We start from the raw sequence: 18,425 nt of genomic DNA, 5'->3' as shown, positions 1-18,425 counted from the left end.
GGGTTTCCGGGCCCCGGGTCTGCTCCGGGCGGGTGACCGCCTCCGGCCGGCCGTGGGGCCGGCAGGAGCCGGTCGCGCGATTCCCCGCGCCCCGGAAGGGACGCGGGGAATCGCGCGATCTCGCAAAAGCCGGGCTGGCCGGCGGTGAGGCTCACCGCCGGCCAGCCCGGGAACCGCTTTACGAGCGCGGCTTCTCGCGCATCTCGTACGTCGCGATGACGTCGTCGACCTTGATGTCGTTGAAGTTTCCGAGGTTGATACCACCCTCGAAGCCTTCGCGGATCTCGGTGACGTCGTCCTTGAAGCGACGCAGACCGGAGATGTTGAGGTTCTCCGCGATGACCTTGCCGTCGCGGAGGAGGCGCGCCTTGGTGTTGCGCTTGACCTCGCCCGACCGGACCAGGACACCGGCGATGTTGCCCAGCTTGGACGACTTGAAGACCTCGCGGATCTCCGCCGTGCCCAGCTCGACCTCCTCGTACTCCGGCTTGAGCATGCCCTTGAGGGCCGCCTCGATCTCCTCGATGGCCTGGTAGATCACCGAGTAGTACCGGACGTCGACGCCCTCGCGCTCCGCCATCTGCTGCGCACGGCCGGCTGCCCGGACGTTGAAGCCGATGACGATGGCGTCGGAGCCGGTCGCCAGGTTGATGTCGGACTCGGTGACCGCACCCACACCGCGGTGCAGGACGCGGATGTCGACCTCTTCGCCGACGTCGAGCTGGAGCAGCGAGGACTCGAGAGCCTCCACCGAACCGGACGCGTCGCCCTTGATGATGAGGTTGAGTTCCTGCACCAGACCGGCCTTGAGGGCCTCGTCCAGGTTCTCCAGGGAGAACCGGACACCGCGGCGGGCGAAGTTGGCGTTGCGCTCGCGCGCCGCGCGCTTCTCCGCGATCTGGCGGGCCGTGCGGTCCTCGTCGACGACGAGGAAGTTGTCGCCGGCGCCCGGGACGTTGGTGAGACCCAGGACCAGGACGGGGGTCGACGGACCCGCTTCCTCGACGTTGTTGCCGTTGTCGTCGAGCATCGCCCGGACACGGCCGTACGCGTCGCCGACCACCATGGTGTCGCCGATGCGCAGCGTGCCGCGCTGGACCAGGACCGTCGAGACGGCACCGCGGCCGCGGTCGAGGTGGGACTCGATCGCAATACCCTGCGCGTCCTGCTCCGGGTTGGCCCGCAGGTCGAGCGAGGCGTCCGCGGTCAGGACCACGGCCTCCAGCAGGGAGTCGATGTTCAGACCCTGCTTGGCGGAGATGTCGACGAACATCGTGTCGCCGCCGTACTCCTCGGCCACCAGACCGAACTCGGTGAGCTGACCGCGCACCTTGGTCGGGTCGGCACCCTCGACGTCGATCTTGTTGACCGCGACCACGATCGGCACGTCGGCCGCCTTGGCGTGGTTCAGCGCCTCGATCGTCTGGGGCATCACACCGTCGTTGGCCGCCACCACGAGGATCGCGATGTCGGTCGACTTGGCACCACGGGCACGCATGGCGGTGAACGCCTCGTGACCGGGGGTGTCGATGAAGGTGATCTTGCGCTCTTCACCGTTGACCTCGGTCGCGACCTGGTACGCACCGATGTGCTGCGTGATACCGCCGGCCTCGCCCGCGACGACGTTCGTCTTGCGGATGGTGTCGAGAAGGCGGGTCTTACCGTGGTCGACGTGACCCATGACGGTCACGACCGGCGGACGGACCACGAGGTCTTCCTCGTCGCCCTCGTCCTCGCCGAACTCGATGTCGAAGGACTCGAGCAGCTCGCGGTCCTCCTCCTCCGGGCTGACGATCTCGACGACGTAGTTCATCTCGCCGGCGAGCAGCTGGAGGGTCTCGTCGGAGACGGACTGCGTGGCAGTGACCATCTCGCCGAGGTTCATCATCACGGCGACGAGCGACGCCGGGTTGGCGTTGATCTTCTCCGCGAAGTCGGTGAGGGAGGCACCGCGCGACAGGCGGACACTCTGTCCGTTGCCGCGAGGCAGCATCACGCCGCCGACCGACGGGGCCTGCATGGCCTCGTACTCCTGGCGCCTCTGCCGCTTCGACTTGCGTCCACGACGCGCCGGACCGCCGGGACGGCCGAACGCACCCTGCGTGCCACCACGGCCACCGGGACCACCCGGACGACCGCCGAAGCCGGGACGACCGCCGCCACCGCCGGGACCACCCGGACGACCGGCGAAGCCGCCGCCACCGCCACCGGGACCACCGGGACGACCGGCGAAGCCGCCGCCACCGCCACCGGGACCCGCCGGACGGCCGGCGAAGCCGCCGCCCGGACGACCGCCGGGACCGCCGGGACGACCGCCACCGGCACCCGGACCACGGCCACCGGGGCCGCCGCCGGGACGCGGGCTGCCCGCGGCAGGACGCTGAGGCATCATGCCGGGGTTCGGACGGTTGCCGCCGGGGCCGCCGCCGGGACGCGGGGCCTGCGGACGGGGCATGCCGCCCGGGGTCGGACGGGCGCCGCCCGGACCGCCCTGCGGACGCGGAGCGCCGCCGGGACCGCCCTGGGGACGGGGAGCACGGTCCTGGCCGCCCTGGCCCTGCGGGCGCGGGCCGCCGGGGGCACCGGCGCCACCGGGACGCGGGGCACCGCCCGGACGGGGCGCCTGCGGGCGCGCCATGCCGGTGGAGCCACCAGAGGTGAACGGGTTGTTGCCCGGACGGGGACCCGCGGGACGGGCACCCGGACGCGGGGCCTGGCCGCCGGGACGCGGAGCGCCCGGACGGTCGCCGCGCTCGGGACGGTCACCACGGCCCTGGCCGCCCTGGCCGGGACCGGCCGGACGGGCACCGGGACGCGGGGCCTGGCCGGCGGGACGCGGAGCGCCCGGACGGGGACCCGCGGCGGGAGCCGAGGGCGTCTGCGGCGCGGCCGGCGCCGACGGGGGCGCGGTGAACTCTGGCGCGGCCGGAGCCGGAGCCGCCGGAGCGGGCTTCGGGGCCGGCTTGGGGCCCGGAGTCGGGCGAGGGCCCGGGGTCGCCGGGGTCACCGGACCGCCCGCGGGCTTCTCGGCCGTGGCCGGCTTGGGGGCCGCCGGGCGCGGGGCGGCCGGACGGGCAGCCTGCGCCGGGGAGGGGGCGCCCGGCTTGGCCGGGGCAGCCTTGCGCGGGGCGGGCTTGCCGCCACCGTTGCCCTGCTGGAGGGCATCTGTCAGTTTGCGTACGACGGGCGCCTCGATCGTCGAGGACGCCGAACGGACGAATTCACCGAGTTCTTGGAGCTTGGCCATGACGACCTTGCTCTCTACGCCGAACTCCTTGGCGAGTTCGTATACCCGGACCTTAGCCACTTCGCTCCTTTTAGGTCCGGGTCTGCGTCCGGACCGTCGCTACTTCATGGGCGTACTCATCGCGTGCTCATCGAGTGCTCATCGCAATCTCGACCTACTTCCAACTCGCGGAATACCAGGGCCGCACGGGGGTTCCCGCACGACTCCTCTTACGGTGTCGTCTGCTCGACGGTGAGGCGCAACGCCGCGGTGTCGAGCGGTCCCGGAGCGCGCAGCGCCCGTGGGATCGCCCGGCGGCGGACCGCCAGATCGAGACAGACCGGAACGGGATGCACGTACGCACCCCGACCAGGCAGCGTACCGCGATGATCGGGGACGCACGCGTCCTCGACCGCCACGATGCGCAGCAAGTCTCTCTTGGCCGCTCGCTCCCGGCACCCCACACAGGTGCGTTCAGGGCATGCGCGGGCTCGCGTCCGGCCAGACACTGTTAAGTCTACCTCCCCGTACCGACCTCACCCCTTTGGGGCAAGAATCGAACGGTTGTTGTCGTGATGTAAGCGATGCGCGGGCCGGATCTATTCCCGGTCTATTCCCCGCGCTGCTCGGCGGGCTGCTCGGTGTCCGGACGGATGTCGATCCGCCAGCCGGTGAGGCGCGCGGCGAGGCGGGCGTTCTGGCCCTCCTTGCCGATCGCCAGCGACAGCTGGTAGTCGGGCACCGTCACGCGCGCCGAGCGGGCCGCGAGGTCCACGACCTCGACCTTGGAGACCCGGGCCGGGGAGAGCGCGTTCGCCACCATGTCCGCCGGGTCGTCCGACCAGTCGACGATGTCGATCTTCTCGCCGTTGAGCTCGGCCATCACGTTGCGCACCCGGCCGCCCATCGGGCCGATGCAGGCGCCCTTGGCGTTCAGACCGCTGCGGTTGGACCGGACGGCGATCTTCGTGCGGTGGCCGGCCTCACGGGCGATGGCGGCGATCTCGACGGAACCGTCGGCGATCTCCGGCACCTCCAGCGCGAAGAGCTTCTTCACGAGGTTGGGGTGCGTACGGGACAGGGTCACGGACGGACCGCGGACGCCCTTGGCCACCCGTACGACGTACGAGCGCAGGCGCAGGCCGTGCTCGTAGGTCTCGCCGGGGACCTGCTCCTGCACCGGCAGGATGGCCTCCAGCTTGCCGATGTCGACGAGCACGTTCTTCGGGTCGCGGCCCTGCTGGACCACACCGGTGACGATGTCGCCCTCGCGGCCCGCATACTCGCCGAGGGTCGCGTCGTCCTCGGCGTCCCGCAGACGCTGCAGGATGACCTGCTTGGCGGTGGTCGCGGCGATCCGGCCGAACCCCGAAGGGGTGTCGTCGAACTCGCGGGCCTCCTGCCCCTCCTCCAGGTCCTCGGGGTCCTCCTTCGCCCACACGGTCACATGGCCGGTCTCCCGGTCGAGTTTCACGCGCGCGCGGCGGCGGCTTCCCTCGGTGCGGTGGTAGGCGATGAGGAGGGCCGACTCGATCGCCTCGACCAGCAGGTCGAAGGAGATCTCCTTCTCCCGCACCAGACCCCGCAGGGCACTCATGTCGATGTCCACGGCTACGCCTCCTCTTCCTTCTTGTCCTTGCGGTTGAACTCGACCTGGACCCGGGCCTTGACGATGTCTCCGAAGGCGAGCCGGCGGGCGGTGGGCTTGCGCCCCTTCACGCCCGGCACCTCGACGTCGAGACCGTCGTCCTCGACCAGCAGGATCCTCGCGAGCAGTTCGCCGTCCTCCGCCAGCTGGAACTTCACCAGGCGGTCGGTGGCGCGTACGTAGTGACGGTGCTCCTTGAGCTCGCGCTCGGCACCGGGGGTTCCGACCTCGAGGGTGTACTCACCCGAGCCCATCGCGTCCGTCTCGTCGAGCTTCGCCGAGAGCGCGCGGCTCACATCGGCGATCGCGTCGAGGTCGGCGCCTTCGTCCGAGTCGACGACGACACGCAGTACACGCTTGCGGCCTACGGTCTCCACTTCGATCTCTTCCAGATCGAGGCCTTGGGAGCTCACGAGCGGATCCAGGAGTTCTCGAAGCCTCTCGCTCTGGGTCGTGCTCATCCGGGTGACTCCTCGGCCGCGTGTGCTGTTGTGGGTTCGTCGCGTGTCAGCTCAAAGGGTATCCGGTCGCGGAGGGTGTTGCCGTCCACCGAGTGCGTGCTCGCGCGCCGACGGGTGCCCTCCGGGCCGGGCCGAACGGGGGTGGAGACGGTTGGAGGAGAGCCGCTGGGCCGTGATCGGCCGATGCGCGGGTACCGTGATCACGGGCAGTTCGCCCATACATTCGTACGAGCCCTCCGAGGACGTCTGCCGTGTCGTTCCCTCCGCCGCCGCGCACCCCGTCGGGGCCGCGCCGAAGGACCCTGCTGGCAGCCGCCGCGGGCGCCTTCGCGCTCGCCGGCTGTTCCGCTCCCCAGCCGTCCGGCGACACGACGGGCGGCAGCCCCTCGGCGGCGGACCGGGCCCGGGCGCGGGCGGTCCGCGACAGCATGACGCTCTCCGACCGGTACACCGCGGTGATCGCCGCCCATCCTCAGCTCGCGGAGCGGCTCGGGCCGCTGCGGGCGGAGGTCGTCCGGCACGCGACGGCCTTCGGGGGCGGGAGCGCCGGGGCGAAGGGGTCCCCGACGGCGTCCGCGTCGCCTTCGGCCTCGGGGTCGCCTTCCGAGTCGGCGTCCCCTTCCGCATCGACATCGGCATCGGGCTCGGCTTCGGCTTCTGCCTCGGCGTCCGCGTCGGGTCCGGCCGCGGCCGGCGCCTCCCCCGGTGTGGCGGTCCGTCCCAAGGACGCGCTCGCCGACCTGGCCGCCGCCGAACTGGCGCTCGCGGACCAGCGGACCCAGGCCCTGCTGGAGGTCCCCGGCGAACTCGCCCGACTGCTGGCCTCCGTGGCCGCGGCCGGCGCGGCCCACGCGTTCCTGCTGACGAAGGCGGCGAAGTGAGCAAGCGCACCAAGACCCGGGAAGCCGAGCTGGAGGCCCTCCAGGCCGCGCTCGGCGCCGAACACGCCGCCGTCTACGGTTACGGCGTCGTCGGCGCCCGCATCGGCACGGCCCGGCAGAACGACGCCCGGTCGGCGTACGACGCCCATCGCGCCCGGCGTGACGAACTGACCCGCGCGGTCAAGGACATGGGCGCCGCGCCCCGGGCCGCGTCGCCCGCGTACATGCTGCCGTTCCCGGTGACGGACACCGCGGCCGCCATACGGTTCGCGGCCGAGCTGGAGGAGCGGGTCGCCGACGTGTACTCCGACCTCGTGCGCGCCGGCACGGGCGACCGGCGGCGCATGGCGGCCGGGGCGCTGCGCGAGGCCGCGGTACGCGCGGTGCGCTGGAGCGGCGAGAGCGTAGCCTTCCCTGGGCTCGCCGAGCGGGCGGCCACGCCGTCGGCGACGGCGCCCTCGCCCACGTAACGCGACCTGGAAGGGAACATCTCGCGCATGGAATCGCGCATGGCCTTCGAACCGCCGCAGCGCCTCCTCCGGGCGCTCGGCGAGACCCGCCGGAGCGGGCCGGAGGGCGCCGACGAGGGCGACGCGTGGCTGGAGGGCCTGCCCCTGCTGGCGCGGCGGGCCGTGGACGTGCGCGAGCTGACCGTGGAGCGGGTGCAGGCACCGGGCGGGCGCAGCAGTCTGGTCGTCCTGGTGCGCCGGGCCGACGGCACGCCCGCCGTGCTGAAGCTGGCGCCCGCGCGGGCACGTCCGGAGGCCGAGCGCGCCGCGCTCGCCCACTGGGACGGCCGCGGGGCGGTCCGTCTCCTCGACGACGGGGCCCCGGAGGGCACCGGGGGCGAGGGCGTCCTGCTCCTGGAGCGGCTGCACCCGGATGTGTCGGTGCGGTCGCTGCCCGAGGCGAAGGCCCTGCTGGAGGCGGCGGGAACACTGCGACGGCTGTGGGTCGATCCCCCGGCCGACCCCGTCTTCGAGACCGTCGCGGAGCGCACCGGCCGGCAGGCCGAGGCCATGCGGGCGACCGCGGCGGGCGACAGCGGCATCGGTGCCGGAGCCGGGGCCGGGGCCCTGGTCGAGGCGGCTCTCGAGGCGCGCGAGGAACTGCTCCTCGAGCCGCCCGAGGCGCGGCTGCTGCACGGCACGTTCCGGCAGAGCAAGGTGCTCGCCGGCGAGCGCGTGCCCTGGCTGGCGGTGGGACCGGACCCGGTGGTCGGCGAGTGCGCGTTCGACCTGGCGCGGCTGGTCCGCGACCGGGTGGAGGACCTGATCGCCTCGCCGTCGGGGCCCTCGATCACCCGCCGGCGCATCAAGCGGCTCGCGGAGTCCCTGGAGGTCGACCAGGCGCGGCTGCGCGGCTGGACCCTCTTCCGGGCCGTCGAGTCGGGCGTCCGGGCGGCCCGGGTCGGCCGCCCCCAGGACGCCGAACTGCTCCTGGAGTTCGCGGGCTGGCTCTGAGCCCCGCCCGGTTCTCGTCACCGGGACCGCCCCGGGCCGGCCGGCGACGGCCTTGATCCGCCCGGGGCCGGACGGACGGCGGTCCGCCGCTCCCGGCACCCTCTGCCGGAGCCCCGGCCCGGTACCCCGCGGCCTTCGGGGTGGCACAGTTCACGGACGACGACGCGCCGGTGCCCCGTGTCTCCGCGAGGGAGGCACGGGGCACCGGCGGTGGGCTGCTACGCCGCCAGGCGGGCGATCGCCTCTTCGACGGTCAGTTCCTCGCGCTCGCCGGTGCGGCGGTCCTTCAGCTCCAGGACGCCCTCGGCCGAGCGGCGGCCGGCGACCAGGATCTTCGGGACGCCGATGAGCTCCGCGTCGGTGAACTTCACGCCCGGGGAGACACCCGCGCGGTCGTCGACCAGGACGCGGACGCCGGCGGCGGCGAGCTTCTCGGAGACGTCGAGGGCCAGCTCGGTCTGCAGGGCCTTGCCCGCGGCGACCACGTGCACGTCGGCCGGAGCGATCTCCTTGGGCCAGCACAGGCCCTGCTCGTCGGCCGACTGCTCGGCCAGCGCGGCCACGGCGCGGGAGACGCCGATGCCGTACGAGCCCATGGTCACGCGGACCGGCTTGCCCTGCTGGCCGAGGACGTCGAGACCGAAGGTGTCGGCGTACTTGCGGCCGAGCTGGAAGATGTGGCCGATCTCGATGGCGCGGTCCAGCTTGAGGCCGGCACCGCACTTCGGGCAGGGGTCGCCCTCTTCGACCACGACGACGTCGAGGTAGTCGTCGACCTCGAAGTCACGGCCGGCCACGACGTTCTTCGCGTGCGTGTCGACCTTGTTGGCGCCGGTGATCCAGGCGGTGCCGGGGGCGACGCGGGGGTCGGCGATGTAGCGGACCTTCTCCAGGCCCTGCGGGCCCACGTAGCCGCGTACGAGGTCGGCGCGGCCCTCGAAGTCCTCCGCCGTGACGAGCTCGACGACGGCCGGGGCCAGGTGCTCGCCCAGCTTGCCGAGGTCGACCTCGCGGTCGCCGGGGACGCCGACGGCAACGATCTCGCCGTCGACCTTCACCAGCAGGTTCTTCAGCGTGGCGGAGGCGGGCACACCGAGGTGCTCGGCGAGCGTCTCGATGGTCGGGGTGTCGGGGGTGGCCAGCTCCTCGACCGCGCCGTGCTCGGCGGAGACGGGCGTGAGCTTGAAGGTCACGGCCTCCGTGTTGGCGGCGTAGTCGCAGGCGGGGCAGTCCACGAAGGTGTCCTCGCCGGCCGGGGCGGGCGCAAGGAACTCCTCGGAGGCGGAGCCGCCCATGGCGCCGGAGACGGCGGACACGATGCGGTAGTCGAGACCCAGACGCGCGAAGATCTTCTGGTATGCCTCACGGTGCAGACGGTAGGACTCGGCGAGGCCCTCGTCCGTGATGTCGAAGGAGTACGAGTCCTTCATCTGGAACTCACGGCCGCGCAGCACACCGGCGCGCGGACGGGCCTCGTCCCGGTACTTCGTCTGGATCTGGTAGAGCATGACCGGCAGGTCCTTGTACGAGGCCACCTGGTCCTTCACGATCAGCGTGAAGATCTCCTCGTGCGTCGGACCGAGCAGGTACTCGGCGCCCTTGCGGTCCTTGAGACGGAAGAGCAGGTCGCCGTACTCCTCCCAGCGCGCCGAGGCCTCGTAGGGCTCCTTGGGCAGCAGGGCCGGCAGGAGGACCTCCTGGGCGCCGATCGCGTCCATCTCCTCGCGGACCACGCGGGAGATGTTGTCGAGGACCTTCTTGCCGAGCGGCAGCCAGGTCCAGATGCCCGCGGCGTTGCGGCGGACGTAGCCGGCGCGGACGAGCAGCTTGTGATTGAGCGTCTCGGCGTCCGCCGGGTCGTCACGCAATGTCTTGACCATCAAACGGGACATGCGCTGGACCTGGGCCATGATTCTCGACTCCTGCTGCGTAAGGGTGATGCCTGGAGGTTATCCGGGCAGCGGCCGTCCCCGGAAATCCATTAGGCATGTCGCAGCGGAAGGGGGGCTCCCATCACGGCGTAGGGCTTGGGGGCGCTGGGGAACAGGACCTGGCGGGCCAGGTCCTCGTAGCCGAGCGAGCGGTAGAGACCGCGGGCCGGGCTGTCGATGTCGATCGCGGAGAGGATCGAGCGGGGTTCGGACGCCGTGTCCGTGATCGACGTGATCAGCGCCCGGCCGACGCCCCGGTTCTGGAAGCGGGGGTGGACGTGCAGCTCGGTGATCACGAAGGAGTCGTCGAGCCAGCCGTCGTGGCCCTGCGCGCGCAGATAGGGCTCGACGACGGTGGACCACCAGTGCGCCCGGTCGTTGGGCATCCCGTAGACGAAGCCCACGAGCCGGCCGTCGGTGGTGGTGGCGCCGAGCGCGTGGGCTCCCGGGCAGGTCAGATGGCGCAGCACGATCTGGCGCCGTACGGCGATCTCGTCGGCGCCGAGACCGAAGGCGAGCGCCTGCACGGCGAGCGCCTCGTCGACGCGCGCGGCGAGATCCAGCGGGCCGATGACCACGTCGTCGGACTGGCGGTGGCCGTGACGGGGGAAGCGCAGCATGCCGGGAGACTACCTGGCGGGACGTGGGACGCGTGAGGTCACGGCGGGCCGGTGCCGGGCGTCAGAACAGGACACTCATGAACGCGCCGGTCTCCTGGAACCCGACGCGGCGGTACGTCGCCCGGGCCGCGGTGTTGAAGTCGTTGACGTAGAGGCTGACGACCGGGGCGACGTCGGCGAGGGCGTAGCGCAGTACGGCCGCCATGCCGGGGGCGGCGAGGCCCTGCCCGCGGTATTCGGGGGCCACCCATACACCCTGGATCTGGCAGGCCTCGGCGGTCGCGGCGCCGATCTCGGCCTTGAAGACGACCTTGCCGTCCCGGTCGAGGCGGGCGAAGGAGCGGCCGGAGCCGACGAGTTCCGCGACCCGGGCCTGGTAGAGCAGGCCGCCGTCGCCGGCCAGCGGCGAGACGCCGACCTCCTCGGTGAACATGGCGACGCAGGCCGGCATGATCGTTTCCATCTCGTCCTTGCGGATGCGGCGGACGTAGGGATCCGGGGTGACGTCCGCGGGCAGCCGGTCGGTGACCATCAGCGGCTGGTGGGCGCGAATGTCGCGGGCCGGGCCCCAGCTCGGTTCGAGCAGCCGCCACAGCTGGGCGGTGGGCTCGGCGGGGCCGACGATCGAGGAGCAGCGGCGGCCGCCCCTGCGGGCCCGGTCGGCGAAGCCGCGCACGGCGCGCTGGGTGGCGCAGATCGGGACGAGGTTGGCGCCGGCGTAGCAGAGGGACTGGAGCATGCCGTCCTCGTACCAGCCCCACATCTCGCCGCCGAGCCGCCATGGGTCGAGCCCGGCGACCTGTACTCGGGAGGTGACGAAGGCGTTCGCCACCGGCTCGCGGCCGAGGACGGCGAGCGCGGCGTCCAGGTCACTCGGTTCGAGGACCCTGGTGGTGGTCTGGGTCAACACGTACGGGGGCCTCACCCTGGGATCTGCTGATCTCCGCACTGTACCTGGCGGGGTTGTGGCCCGCCGCCCCTCGTTGTCCGCGGGTACTGGCCGGGGGCCCTGTGCTTGTCCCGGGTGCGGGTGCGTGGGGGTTGCTCGCGCAGTTCCCCGCGCCCCTGGGGAGGTCACCCCGGCCGGGGGCGGAAGGTGATCCCTCGTTGTCCTTGGATGCCGGGGTGCTTGCCCCGGGTGCGGGTGCGTGGGGGCCGGGCGCGCAGTTCCCCGCGCCCCTGGGGAGGTCACCCCGGCCGGGGGCGGAAGGTGATCCCTCGTTGCCCTTGGATGCCTGGGTGCTTGCCCCGGGTGCGGGTGCGTGGGGGTTGCTCGCGCAGTTCCCCGCGCCCCTGGGGAGGTCACCTCGGCCGGGGGCGGAAGGCAGGCCCGCGTTGACCTCAAGGGGCCGGGCGAAGTGGCTCGCCCGGCCTTCGGTGACGTGTCAGCCCGCTACCGAGATCGTCGGCTCGCCGGAGGCGACTCCGTCGGCCTCCATCTGGTCGGCGAGCTTCATCGCCTCTTCGAGCCGGAGGCGACGCCGAGGTCGGCCTCGCGGGCCTCGCCGGGGCCGTTGACGACGCAGCCCATGACGGCGACGCGCAGCGGCACCTCCATGCCGGTGAGCCCGGCGGTGACTTCCTCGGCCAGCTTGTAGACGTCGACCTGGGCCCGGCCGCAGGACGGGCAGGAGACGATCTCCAGGCCGCGCTGGCGCAGGTTCAGCGACTGGAGGATCTGCAGGCCGACCTTGACCTCCTCGACCGGCGGGGCCGAGAGGGAGACGCGGATGGTGTCGCCGATGCCCTCGGAGAGACGCCGAGGTGGAGCGGGTAGTCGCAGGCGGCGGCGAGCTGGCGGTAGGCGTTGACCATCACGACCGGGTCGTTGTGCTTGACCGAGATCTTGATGTCGTGGAAGTCGTGCTCCTCGAAGAGGGACGCCTCCCACAGCGCGGACTCGACGAGCGCCTCGGGCGTCGCCTTGCCGTACTTCTGGAGGAGCCGCTTGTCGAGCGAGCCGGCGTTGACGCCGATGCGGATCGGGGTGCCGGTGTCCTTCGCGGCCCGCGCGATCTCCTTGACCTGGTCGTCGAACTGCTTGATGTTGCCGGGGTTGACGCGGACGGCGGCGCAGCCCGCCTCGATCGCGGCGAACACGTACTTCGGCTGGAAGTGGATGTCCGCGATGACGGGGATCTGGGACTTCTTGGCGATGGTGGCGAGCGCGTCGGCGTCGTCCTGGGTGGGACAGGCGACCCGGACGATCTGGCAGCCGGACGCGGTCAGCTCGGCGATCTGCTGGAGCGTGGCGCCGATGTCCGACGTGCGCGTGGTCGTCATCGACTGCACCGAGACGGGTGCGTCTCCGCCCACGGCGACGGTCCCGACCTGGATCTGCCGGGTCTTGCGGCGCTCGGCCAGCTTGGTCGGAACGGACGGCATGCCGAGAGAAATCGCAGTCATCTGCTGTGCAACCCCAAGTTGTGGATCAAGGTCCCGGAAATCGTGGGCTCCGGGGTTCGAGATTACGGTACGGGCGAGCCACCGGGCACATCACGCCCCCGGGCTTCAAACCCACTCAATGGAAGGTGGCCGGACACCAAGGGTGCCCGGCCACGGTCAACGCAGTATGACTAAGAGATTTTCACCGGATTGACGACGTCGGCGATCAGGACGAGCACCGTGAAGCAGACGAAGATCCCGGCCACCACGTAGGCCACCGGCATCAGCTTCGCCACGTCGAACGGGCCCGGGTCCGGGCGCCGGAGCACCCTCGCCGTGTGGCGCCGCAGCGACTCCCACAGCGCGCCCGCGATGTGCCCGCCGTCGAGCGGGAGCAGCGGGAGCATGTTGAACAGGAACAGCGACAGGTTGAACCCGGCGACCAGCAGCAGCATCATCGCGACCTGCTGCGAGGCGGGGATGTCCAGGGTGAAGACGTCGCCGCCGATGCGGGCCGCGCCGACCACGCCCATCGGGGAGTCGGCCTTGCGCGGGGCGTCGCCGAAGGCCGCGTTCCACAGGTCCGGGACCTTGCCGGGCAGCGACACCAGGGACTCGACGCCGTTCTGCATCATGTCGCCCATGCGGGTCACGGACTGGCCGAAGGACTGCTGGACGATGCCGGAGGCGGGTGTGAAGCCGAGGAAGCCGGCGTACACGTACTTGCCCTCGACGTAGCCGCCGTTGCCGTCGGTCTTGCTCACCTGGTTCTTGATCAGGTGAGCCTTGAGGTCGACCTGCTGCCCCTTGCGCTCGACGGTGATCGTGACGTCCTTGCCGGGGTTGGCGCGGATGTCGGACTGGAGGGCCGACCAGTCCTCGACCTTCTTGCCGTCGAACGCGAGGATCTTGTCCCCGCCGTGGAGACCGGCGGCCTTGGCGGGCGCGGCCTGGTCGTCCTTGGCGCACTTCGTGCGGTTCTCGCTCTGCTGGATGACGCAGTCCGAGACCGTGCCGACCGTGGTCGTCTGGGTCTGGACGCCGAACGTCATCATCACGCCGAGGAAGATCGCCACGGCGAGCACGAGGTTCATGAAGGGGCCGGCGAACATCACGATCACGCGCTTCCACGGCTTGCGCGTGTAGAAGAGGCGGGTCTCGTCGCCGGGCTGCAGTTCCTCGAAGGCGGCCGACCGGGCGTCCTCGATCATGCCCCGGAACGGGGATGTCGAGCGGGCCTCGATCCGGCCGTCCGGGCCGGGCGGGAACATGCCGATCATGCGGATGTAACCGCCGAGCGGGACAGCCTTGATGCCGTACTCGGTGTCGCCCTTCTTCCGCGACCAGATGGTCGGGCCGAAGCCCACCATGTACTGCGGCACCCGGATGCCGAACAGTTTGGCCGTCGAGAGATGTCCCAGCTCGTGCCACGCGATCGAGATCAGCAGGCCGACCACGAAGACGACTATGCCGAGAATCATCATCAGGGTCGTCATGCACGAGCCTCCGCGGTCGTCGTCTGTGCCGTCAGTTCACGGGCCCGGGCCCGTGCCCAGGTCTCCGCTTCGAGGACGTCCGCGAGGGTCAGGGAAGTTCCCGTACGCGGTGTGCCGTGTTCCTCGACGACCCGGGTGACGGTCTCCATGATCCCGTTGAACGCCAGTGTGCCGTTCAGGAACGCGTCCACGCACTCCTCGTTGGCGGCATTGAACACCGCCGGGGCCGTACCCGCGAGCTGCCCCACGTGCCGGGCGAGTCCCACCGACGGGAAGGCCTCGTCGTCCAGCGGGAAGAACTCCCAGCTCGAGGCCTTCGTCCAGTCGAAGGCGGGCGCCGCGTCCGGGACGCGCTCGGGCCAGCCGATGCCGATGGCGATGGGCCCCCGCATGTCGGGGGGCGTCGCCTGGGCCATCGTCGAGCCGTCCGTGAATTCCACCATCGAGTGGACATACGACTGCGGGTGCACGACCACCTCAATGCGGTCGAAGGGAATGTCGTAGAGGAGGTGCGCCTCGATGACCTCCAGCCCCTTGTTGACGAGGGTCGAGGAGTTGACCGTGATGACCGGGCCCATGGCCCAGGTGGGGTGCGCGAGGGCGTCGGCCGGCTTCACGTCCGCCAGTTCCGCCTTCGTACGGCCGCGGAACGGGCCCCCGGAGGCGGTCACGACCAGTTTGCGCACGTCCGCGCGGGTGCCGGAGGCCAGCGCCTGGAAGAGGGCCGCGTGCTCGGAGTCGACCGGGATGATCTGGCCCGGCTTCGCCAGTGCCTTCACCAGCGGGCCGCCGACGATGAGCGACTCCTTGTTGGCGAGCGCGAGGGTGCGGCCCGCCTCCAGGGCGGCGAGGGTGGGCGCGAGGCCGATGGAACCGGTGATGCCGTTGAGGACGGTGTGGCAGTCCAGGGCGGCGACCTGGGTGGCCGCGTCGGGTCCGGCGAGGATGTCGGGAAGGGTCTCACCGGGCGCGTACCGGGACGCGAGGGCCTCCCTGAGCGCGGGGACGGCGTCCTCGCGCGCCACGGCGACCGTCCGCACCCGCAGCCGGTGGGCCTGCTCGGCGAGCAGGGCGACCCTGCCGCCGGCGGCGGACAGCGCGGTGACCCGGAACCGGTCGGGGTTGCGCAGCACGAGGTCGATGGCCTGGGTGCCGATCGAGCCGGTGGATCCGAGGATCACGACATGCCGGACTCCGGTCACGGGGTCGAAGACGAGATGCGGATCAGCGAGGGGGGCTGGACTGTCGCTCATCCCCCCATTGTGGCCGCATCGCGGCGGCCGCAGGACAGGGCGTCCCTCATTGCCGCCCTCTCCCGCCGTCGCCGCCGGTGCCCGGGCGCGTCGGGGGACCCCGGTGGGCGGCGGGCCTCCCCCGCGGGCCGTGCCCGGCGGGGCCCGGCCGCGGGGGTGACGGGGGGACCGGCCGCCCTACTGATCCGCAGGTCAGCGCCTGCGGCGGCGCCGGGACGCACGCCGGGTGGGCTGGCGGCGGCCGCGCGCGGAGGGTCCGCCGGGGGGTCCCGAGGCGGCCGGCGCGGTCCTGGGCGGAGGTGCGGGAGCGAACGCGCCTTCGACGACGCCTTCGGCCGTGTCGAGCGTGGGCGCGGTGAACAGGAGGCCGTCGGCGCGGTCGCGCCGTTCCAGGGCGCGGGGGGCCGGCGCGGCGGTGTCGAGGTTGAAGACGTAGCCGACCGACTCCTCCTTGATCGCCTCGGTCATGGCCCCGTACATGTCGTAGCCCTCCCGTTCGTACTCGATGATCGGCTCCCGGCCGAGGGTCCAGCGCAGGCCGATGCCCTCGCGCAGGTAGTCCATCTCGTAGAGGTGCTCGCGCCATTTGCGGTCGAGGACGGACAGCACGACGAGCCGCTCCAGGTCGCGCAGGGCCTCGGGGCCGAGTTCCGCCTCGCGCCGTGCGTAGTGGGCGCGGATGTCGTCGGTGACGGCCTCGACGACCCGCTCGGTGGTGAGGTCGTCGCGGCTGCCGTACCGGTCCTCCAGGTCCTCGACGGTGACGCCCACGGGGTAGAGCTGCCGAAGCGCGCCCCACAGCCGGTCCAGGTCCCACTCCTCGCCGAAGCCCTCGCCGGTCTCGCGCTCGACGTACGCCCGGACGGTGTCCTCCATGAAGTGACGGATCTGTTCGCTCAGGTCCTCGCCGGCCAGGACGCGGCGGCGTTCGGCGTAGATGAGGGTGCGCTGGCGGTTGAGGACCTCGTCGAACTTCAGGACGTCCTTGCGGGCCTCGAAGTGCTGCTGCTCCAGCTGGGCCTGGGCGGAGGCGATGGCGCGGGTGACCATCTTGTTCTCGATGGGCACGTCGTCGGGGACGTTCGCCATGGCCATGACGCGGTCGACGACGTTGGCCCGGAACAGCCGCATCAGGTCGTCCTCCAGGGACAGGTAGAAGCGGGAGGCGCCGGGGTCGCCCTGGCGGCCTGAGCGGCCGCGCAGCTGGTTGTCGATGCGCCGTGACTCGTGGCGTTCGGTGCCGAGCACGTACAGCCCGCCGAGGGCCGTGACCTCGTCGTGCTCGGCCGCGGCCGCGGTGCTGACCCGGTCGAGGACCCGGGTCCGCTCCCCGGGGTCCGCGTCCTCGCCCGTCTCGGCGAGCGCCATAGCCTCGGGGTTGCCGCCGAGCATGATGTCGGTGCCGCGGCCCGCCATGTTGGTGGCGACGGTGACGGCGCCCCGGCGTCCGGCCTGGGCGACGATCTGGGCCTCGCTCCGGTGGTTCTTGGCGTTGAGGACCTCGTGCCGGATGCCCCGGCGGCGCAGCAGCGCGGAGAGCACCTCGGACTTCTCGACGGAGGTGGTGCCGACCAGGACCGGCTGCCCGAGGGCGTGCCGTTCCTCGATGTCGGCGAGGATCGCGGCGTACTTGGCCGCCTCGGTGCGGTAGATCTGGTCGGGGTCGTCGTGCCGGACCATGGGCCGGTTGGTGGGGATCGGGACGACGTGCAGCTGGTAGATGGTGTGGAATTCGGCCGCCTCGGTCATGGCGGTGCCGGTCATGCCGGCGAGCTTGCCGTAGAGGCGGAAGAAGTTCTGGAGGGTGATCGTGGCGAGCGTCTGGTTCTCGTCCTTGATCGCGACGCCCTCCTTGGCCTCGATGGCCTGGTGGAGTCCCTCGTTGTAGCGCCGGCCGGCGAGGATGCGGCCGGTGTGCTCGTCGACGATCAGCACCTCGCCGTCCACGACGACGTAGTCCTTGTCCTTCTTGAAGTGCTCCTTGGCCTTGAGGGCGTTGTTCAGGTGGCCGATCAACGGGGTGTGGTCGGACTCGTACAGGCTGTCGATGCCGAGCTGGTCCTGGAGGTACTCGACGCCGGGGTCCAGGATCGAGACGGTGCGCTTCTTGGGGTCGTACTCGTAGTCGTGCCCGGTCCGCAGTGCGGCGAGGCGGTCCTTGTCGGCGGGGCTGGTGAACTGCTCCTCCTGCACCCGTACGCCGTCCATGTGCCGGGCGAACTCGGCGAAGGCCTCGTACCAGTGCGTCGGCTGGTCGGCCGGGCCGGAGATGATCAGCGGGGTGCGGGCCTCGTCGATGAGGATCGAGTCGGCCTCGTCGACGATCGCGAAGTGGTGCCCGCGCTGCACGAGTTCGTCGCTGGACCAGGCCATGTTGTCGCGCAGGTAGTCGAAGCCGAACTCGGTGTTGGTGCCGTAGGTGATGTCGCAGGCGTACTGGGCACGGCGTTCGGCGGGGGTCGACTCCGCCGTGAGGACGCCGACGGTCAGTCCGAGGAAGCGGTACGCGCGTCCCATCCAGGCGGCGTCGCGGCCGGCCAGGTAGTCGTTGACGGTGACGAGGTGGACTCCCTCGCCGGTGAGGGCGTTGAGATACACCGGCAGGGTGCCGACGAGCGTCTTGCCCTCGCCGGTCTGCATCTCGGCGACGTGCCCGAGGTGCAGGGCCGCGCCGCCCATGATCTGGACGTCGAAGTGGCGCATGCCGAGGACCCGGCGGGATGCCTCGCGCATCGCGGCGAAGGCCTCCGGCAGCAGGTCGTCCAGGCTCTCACCGGCGGCGAGCCGCTCCTTGAACTCGGGGGTGAGGGCCTGGAGTTCCTCGTCGGTCAGGGCCCTGAACTCCTCTTCGAGGGAGCCGACCTGGGCGGCGAGGTGTTCGAGGCGGCGCAGCATCCGGCCCTCGCCCGCCCGCATGATCCTTCCGGTGATGGCCTCGAGCCCTTTTCCTGACATGGGCATTCCCTCACAGTCCGGCGCGGTGGGCGCCGGGGAGGGCCGCCGGGCGTCGCGGTCCGAGTCCCCGTCCGCCGCTGCGTACATTGTCCGCCGCCCCGCCGGG

13 protein-coding genes and 1 pseudogene are annotated in these 18,425 nt (G+C 71.7%); 3 read left to right on the top strand and 11 right to left on the bottom strand.

The annotated features are described in order from the left end of the window. Window positions 1-178 precede the first annotated feature (178 nt). From infB to rimP, 4 genes are all read right to left on the bottom strand, one after another. Entirely contained in the window at window positions 179-3,307 is a 3,129-nt protein-coding gene (gene infB, locus IO36_RS45255) for a translation initiation factor IF-2 (protein ID WP_078943639.1), read from the bottom strand. A gap of 149 nt (window positions 3,308-3,456) precedes the next feature. Further along, complete coding sequence (locus IO36_RS35125; protein ID WP_078943638.1) at window positions 3,457-3,735, bottom strand: YlxR family protein; 279 nt, start codon at window positions 3,733-3,735, stop codon at window positions 3,457-3,459. Window positions 3,736-3,836: 101 nt separating this feature from the next. Next, complete coding sequence (gene nusA / locus IO36_RS35120; protein ID WP_037626182.1) at window positions 3,837-4,835, bottom strand: transcription termination factor NusA; 999 nt, start codon at window positions 4,833-4,835, stop codon at window positions 3,837-3,839. 2 nt (window positions 4,836-4,837) lie between these two features. After that, complete coding sequence (gene rimP, locus IO36_RS35115) at window positions 4,838-5,335, bottom strand: ribosome maturation factor RimP (RefSeq protein WP_037626180.1); 498 nt, start codon at window positions 5,333-5,335, stop codon at window positions 4,838-4,840. Between the two features lie 251 nt (window positions 5,336-5,586). Here rimP and IO36_RS35110 point away from each other — a divergent pair, with 251 nt between their 5' ends. Genes IO36_RS35110 through IO36_RS35100 form a run of 3 tightly spaced genes read left to right on the top strand, consistent with a single transcriptional unit; the run spans window position 5,587 to window position 7,679 of the window. Then, the gene (locus IO36_RS35110) at window positions 5,587-6,216 is read left to right on the top strand and encodes a hypothetical protein (protein ID WP_037626178.1); all 630 of its coding nucleotides are present in this window, start codon (window positions 5,587-5,589) and stop codon (window positions 6,214-6,216) included. Continuing rightward, window positions 6,213-6,686 (top strand): ferritin-like domain-containing protein, encoded by a 474-nt coding sequence (locus IO36_RS35105; RefSeq protein ID WP_037626175.1) that lies wholly within the window; start codon window positions 6,213-6,215, stop codon window positions 6,684-6,686. Before IO36_RS35110 ends, IO36_RS35105 begins: the two co-directional genes overlap by 4 nt. Window positions 6,687-6,725: 39 nt before the next feature. Further along, window positions 6,726-7,679, top strand: coding sequence for an aminoglycoside phosphotransferase family protein (locus IO36_RS35100; RefSeq protein ID WP_037626173.1), 954 nt, complete (start codon window positions 6,726-6,728; stop codon window positions 7,677-7,679). A 218-nt stretch (window positions 7,680-7,897) separates the two neighbouring features. On the opposite strand, the gene IO36_RS35095 is transcribed toward IO36_RS35100, so the two are convergent. The 7 genes and pseudogenes from IO36_RS35095 to secA form a co-directional block, all read right to left on the bottom strand. Further along, window positions 7,898-9,589 carry a proline--tRNA ligase gene (locus IO36_RS35095; protein ID WP_037626171.1) on the bottom strand — a complete coding sequence of 564 codons (1,692 nt, stop codon included), beginning with the start codon at window positions 9,587-9,589 and terminating at the stop codon, window positions 7,898-7,900. A 71-nt stretch (window positions 9,590-9,660) separates the two neighbouring features. After that, window positions 9,661-10,230: a GNAT family N-acetyltransferase gene (locus tag IO36_RS35090; RefSeq protein WP_051901182.1), complete on the bottom strand. Its 570-nt coding sequence runs from the start codon at window positions 10,228-10,230 to the stop codon at window positions 9,661-9,663. 61 nt (window positions 10,231-10,291) lie between these two features. After that, entirely contained in the window at window positions 10,292-11,140 is an 849-nt protein-coding gene (locus IO36_RS35085) for a GNAT family N-acetyltransferase (RefSeq protein WP_037626168.1), read from the bottom strand. A gap of 475 nt (window positions 11,141-11,615) precedes the next feature. Further along, window positions 11,616-12,636, bottom strand: a pseudogene (locus tag IO36_RS35080) (flavodoxin/ferredoxin-dependent (E)-4-hydroxy-3-methylbut-2-enyl-diphosphate synthase). Between the two features lie 170 nt (window positions 12,637-12,806). Continuing rightward, the gene (locus IO36_RS35075; RefSeq protein ID WP_037626164.1) at window positions 12,807-14,111 is read right to left on the bottom strand and encodes a M50 family metallopeptidase; all 1,305 of its coding nucleotides are present in this window, start codon (window positions 14,109-14,111) and stop codon (window positions 12,807-12,809) included. Continuing rightward, window positions 14,108-15,364, bottom strand: a complete 1,257-nt coding sequence (gene dxr / locus IO36_RS35070) for a 1-deoxy-D-xylulose-5-phosphate reductoisomerase (RefSeq protein WP_037626162.1) — start codon at window positions 15,362-15,364, stop codon at window positions 14,108-14,110. The genes IO36_RS35075 and dxr overlap by 4 nt, the downstream gene beginning before the upstream one ends. 192 nt (window positions 15,365-15,556) lie before the next feature. Further along, complete coding sequence (secA, locus tag IO36_RS35065) at window positions 15,557-18,319, bottom strand: preprotein translocase subunit SecA (protein WP_107065876.1); 2,763 nt, start codon at window positions 18,317-18,319, stop codon at window positions 15,557-15,559. Between the last annotated feature and the right edge of the window lie 106 nt (window positions 18,320-18,425).

Source organism: Streptomyces aureus, from assembly GCF_000725495.1.
Lineage (GTDB): Bacteria > Actinomycetota > Actinomycetes > Streptomycetales > Streptomycetaceae > Streptomyces > Streptomyces aureus_B.
The sequence above is the reverse complement of the archived record's forward strand: the minus strand, read 5'-3'. Positions and strand labels throughout refer to the sequence as shown.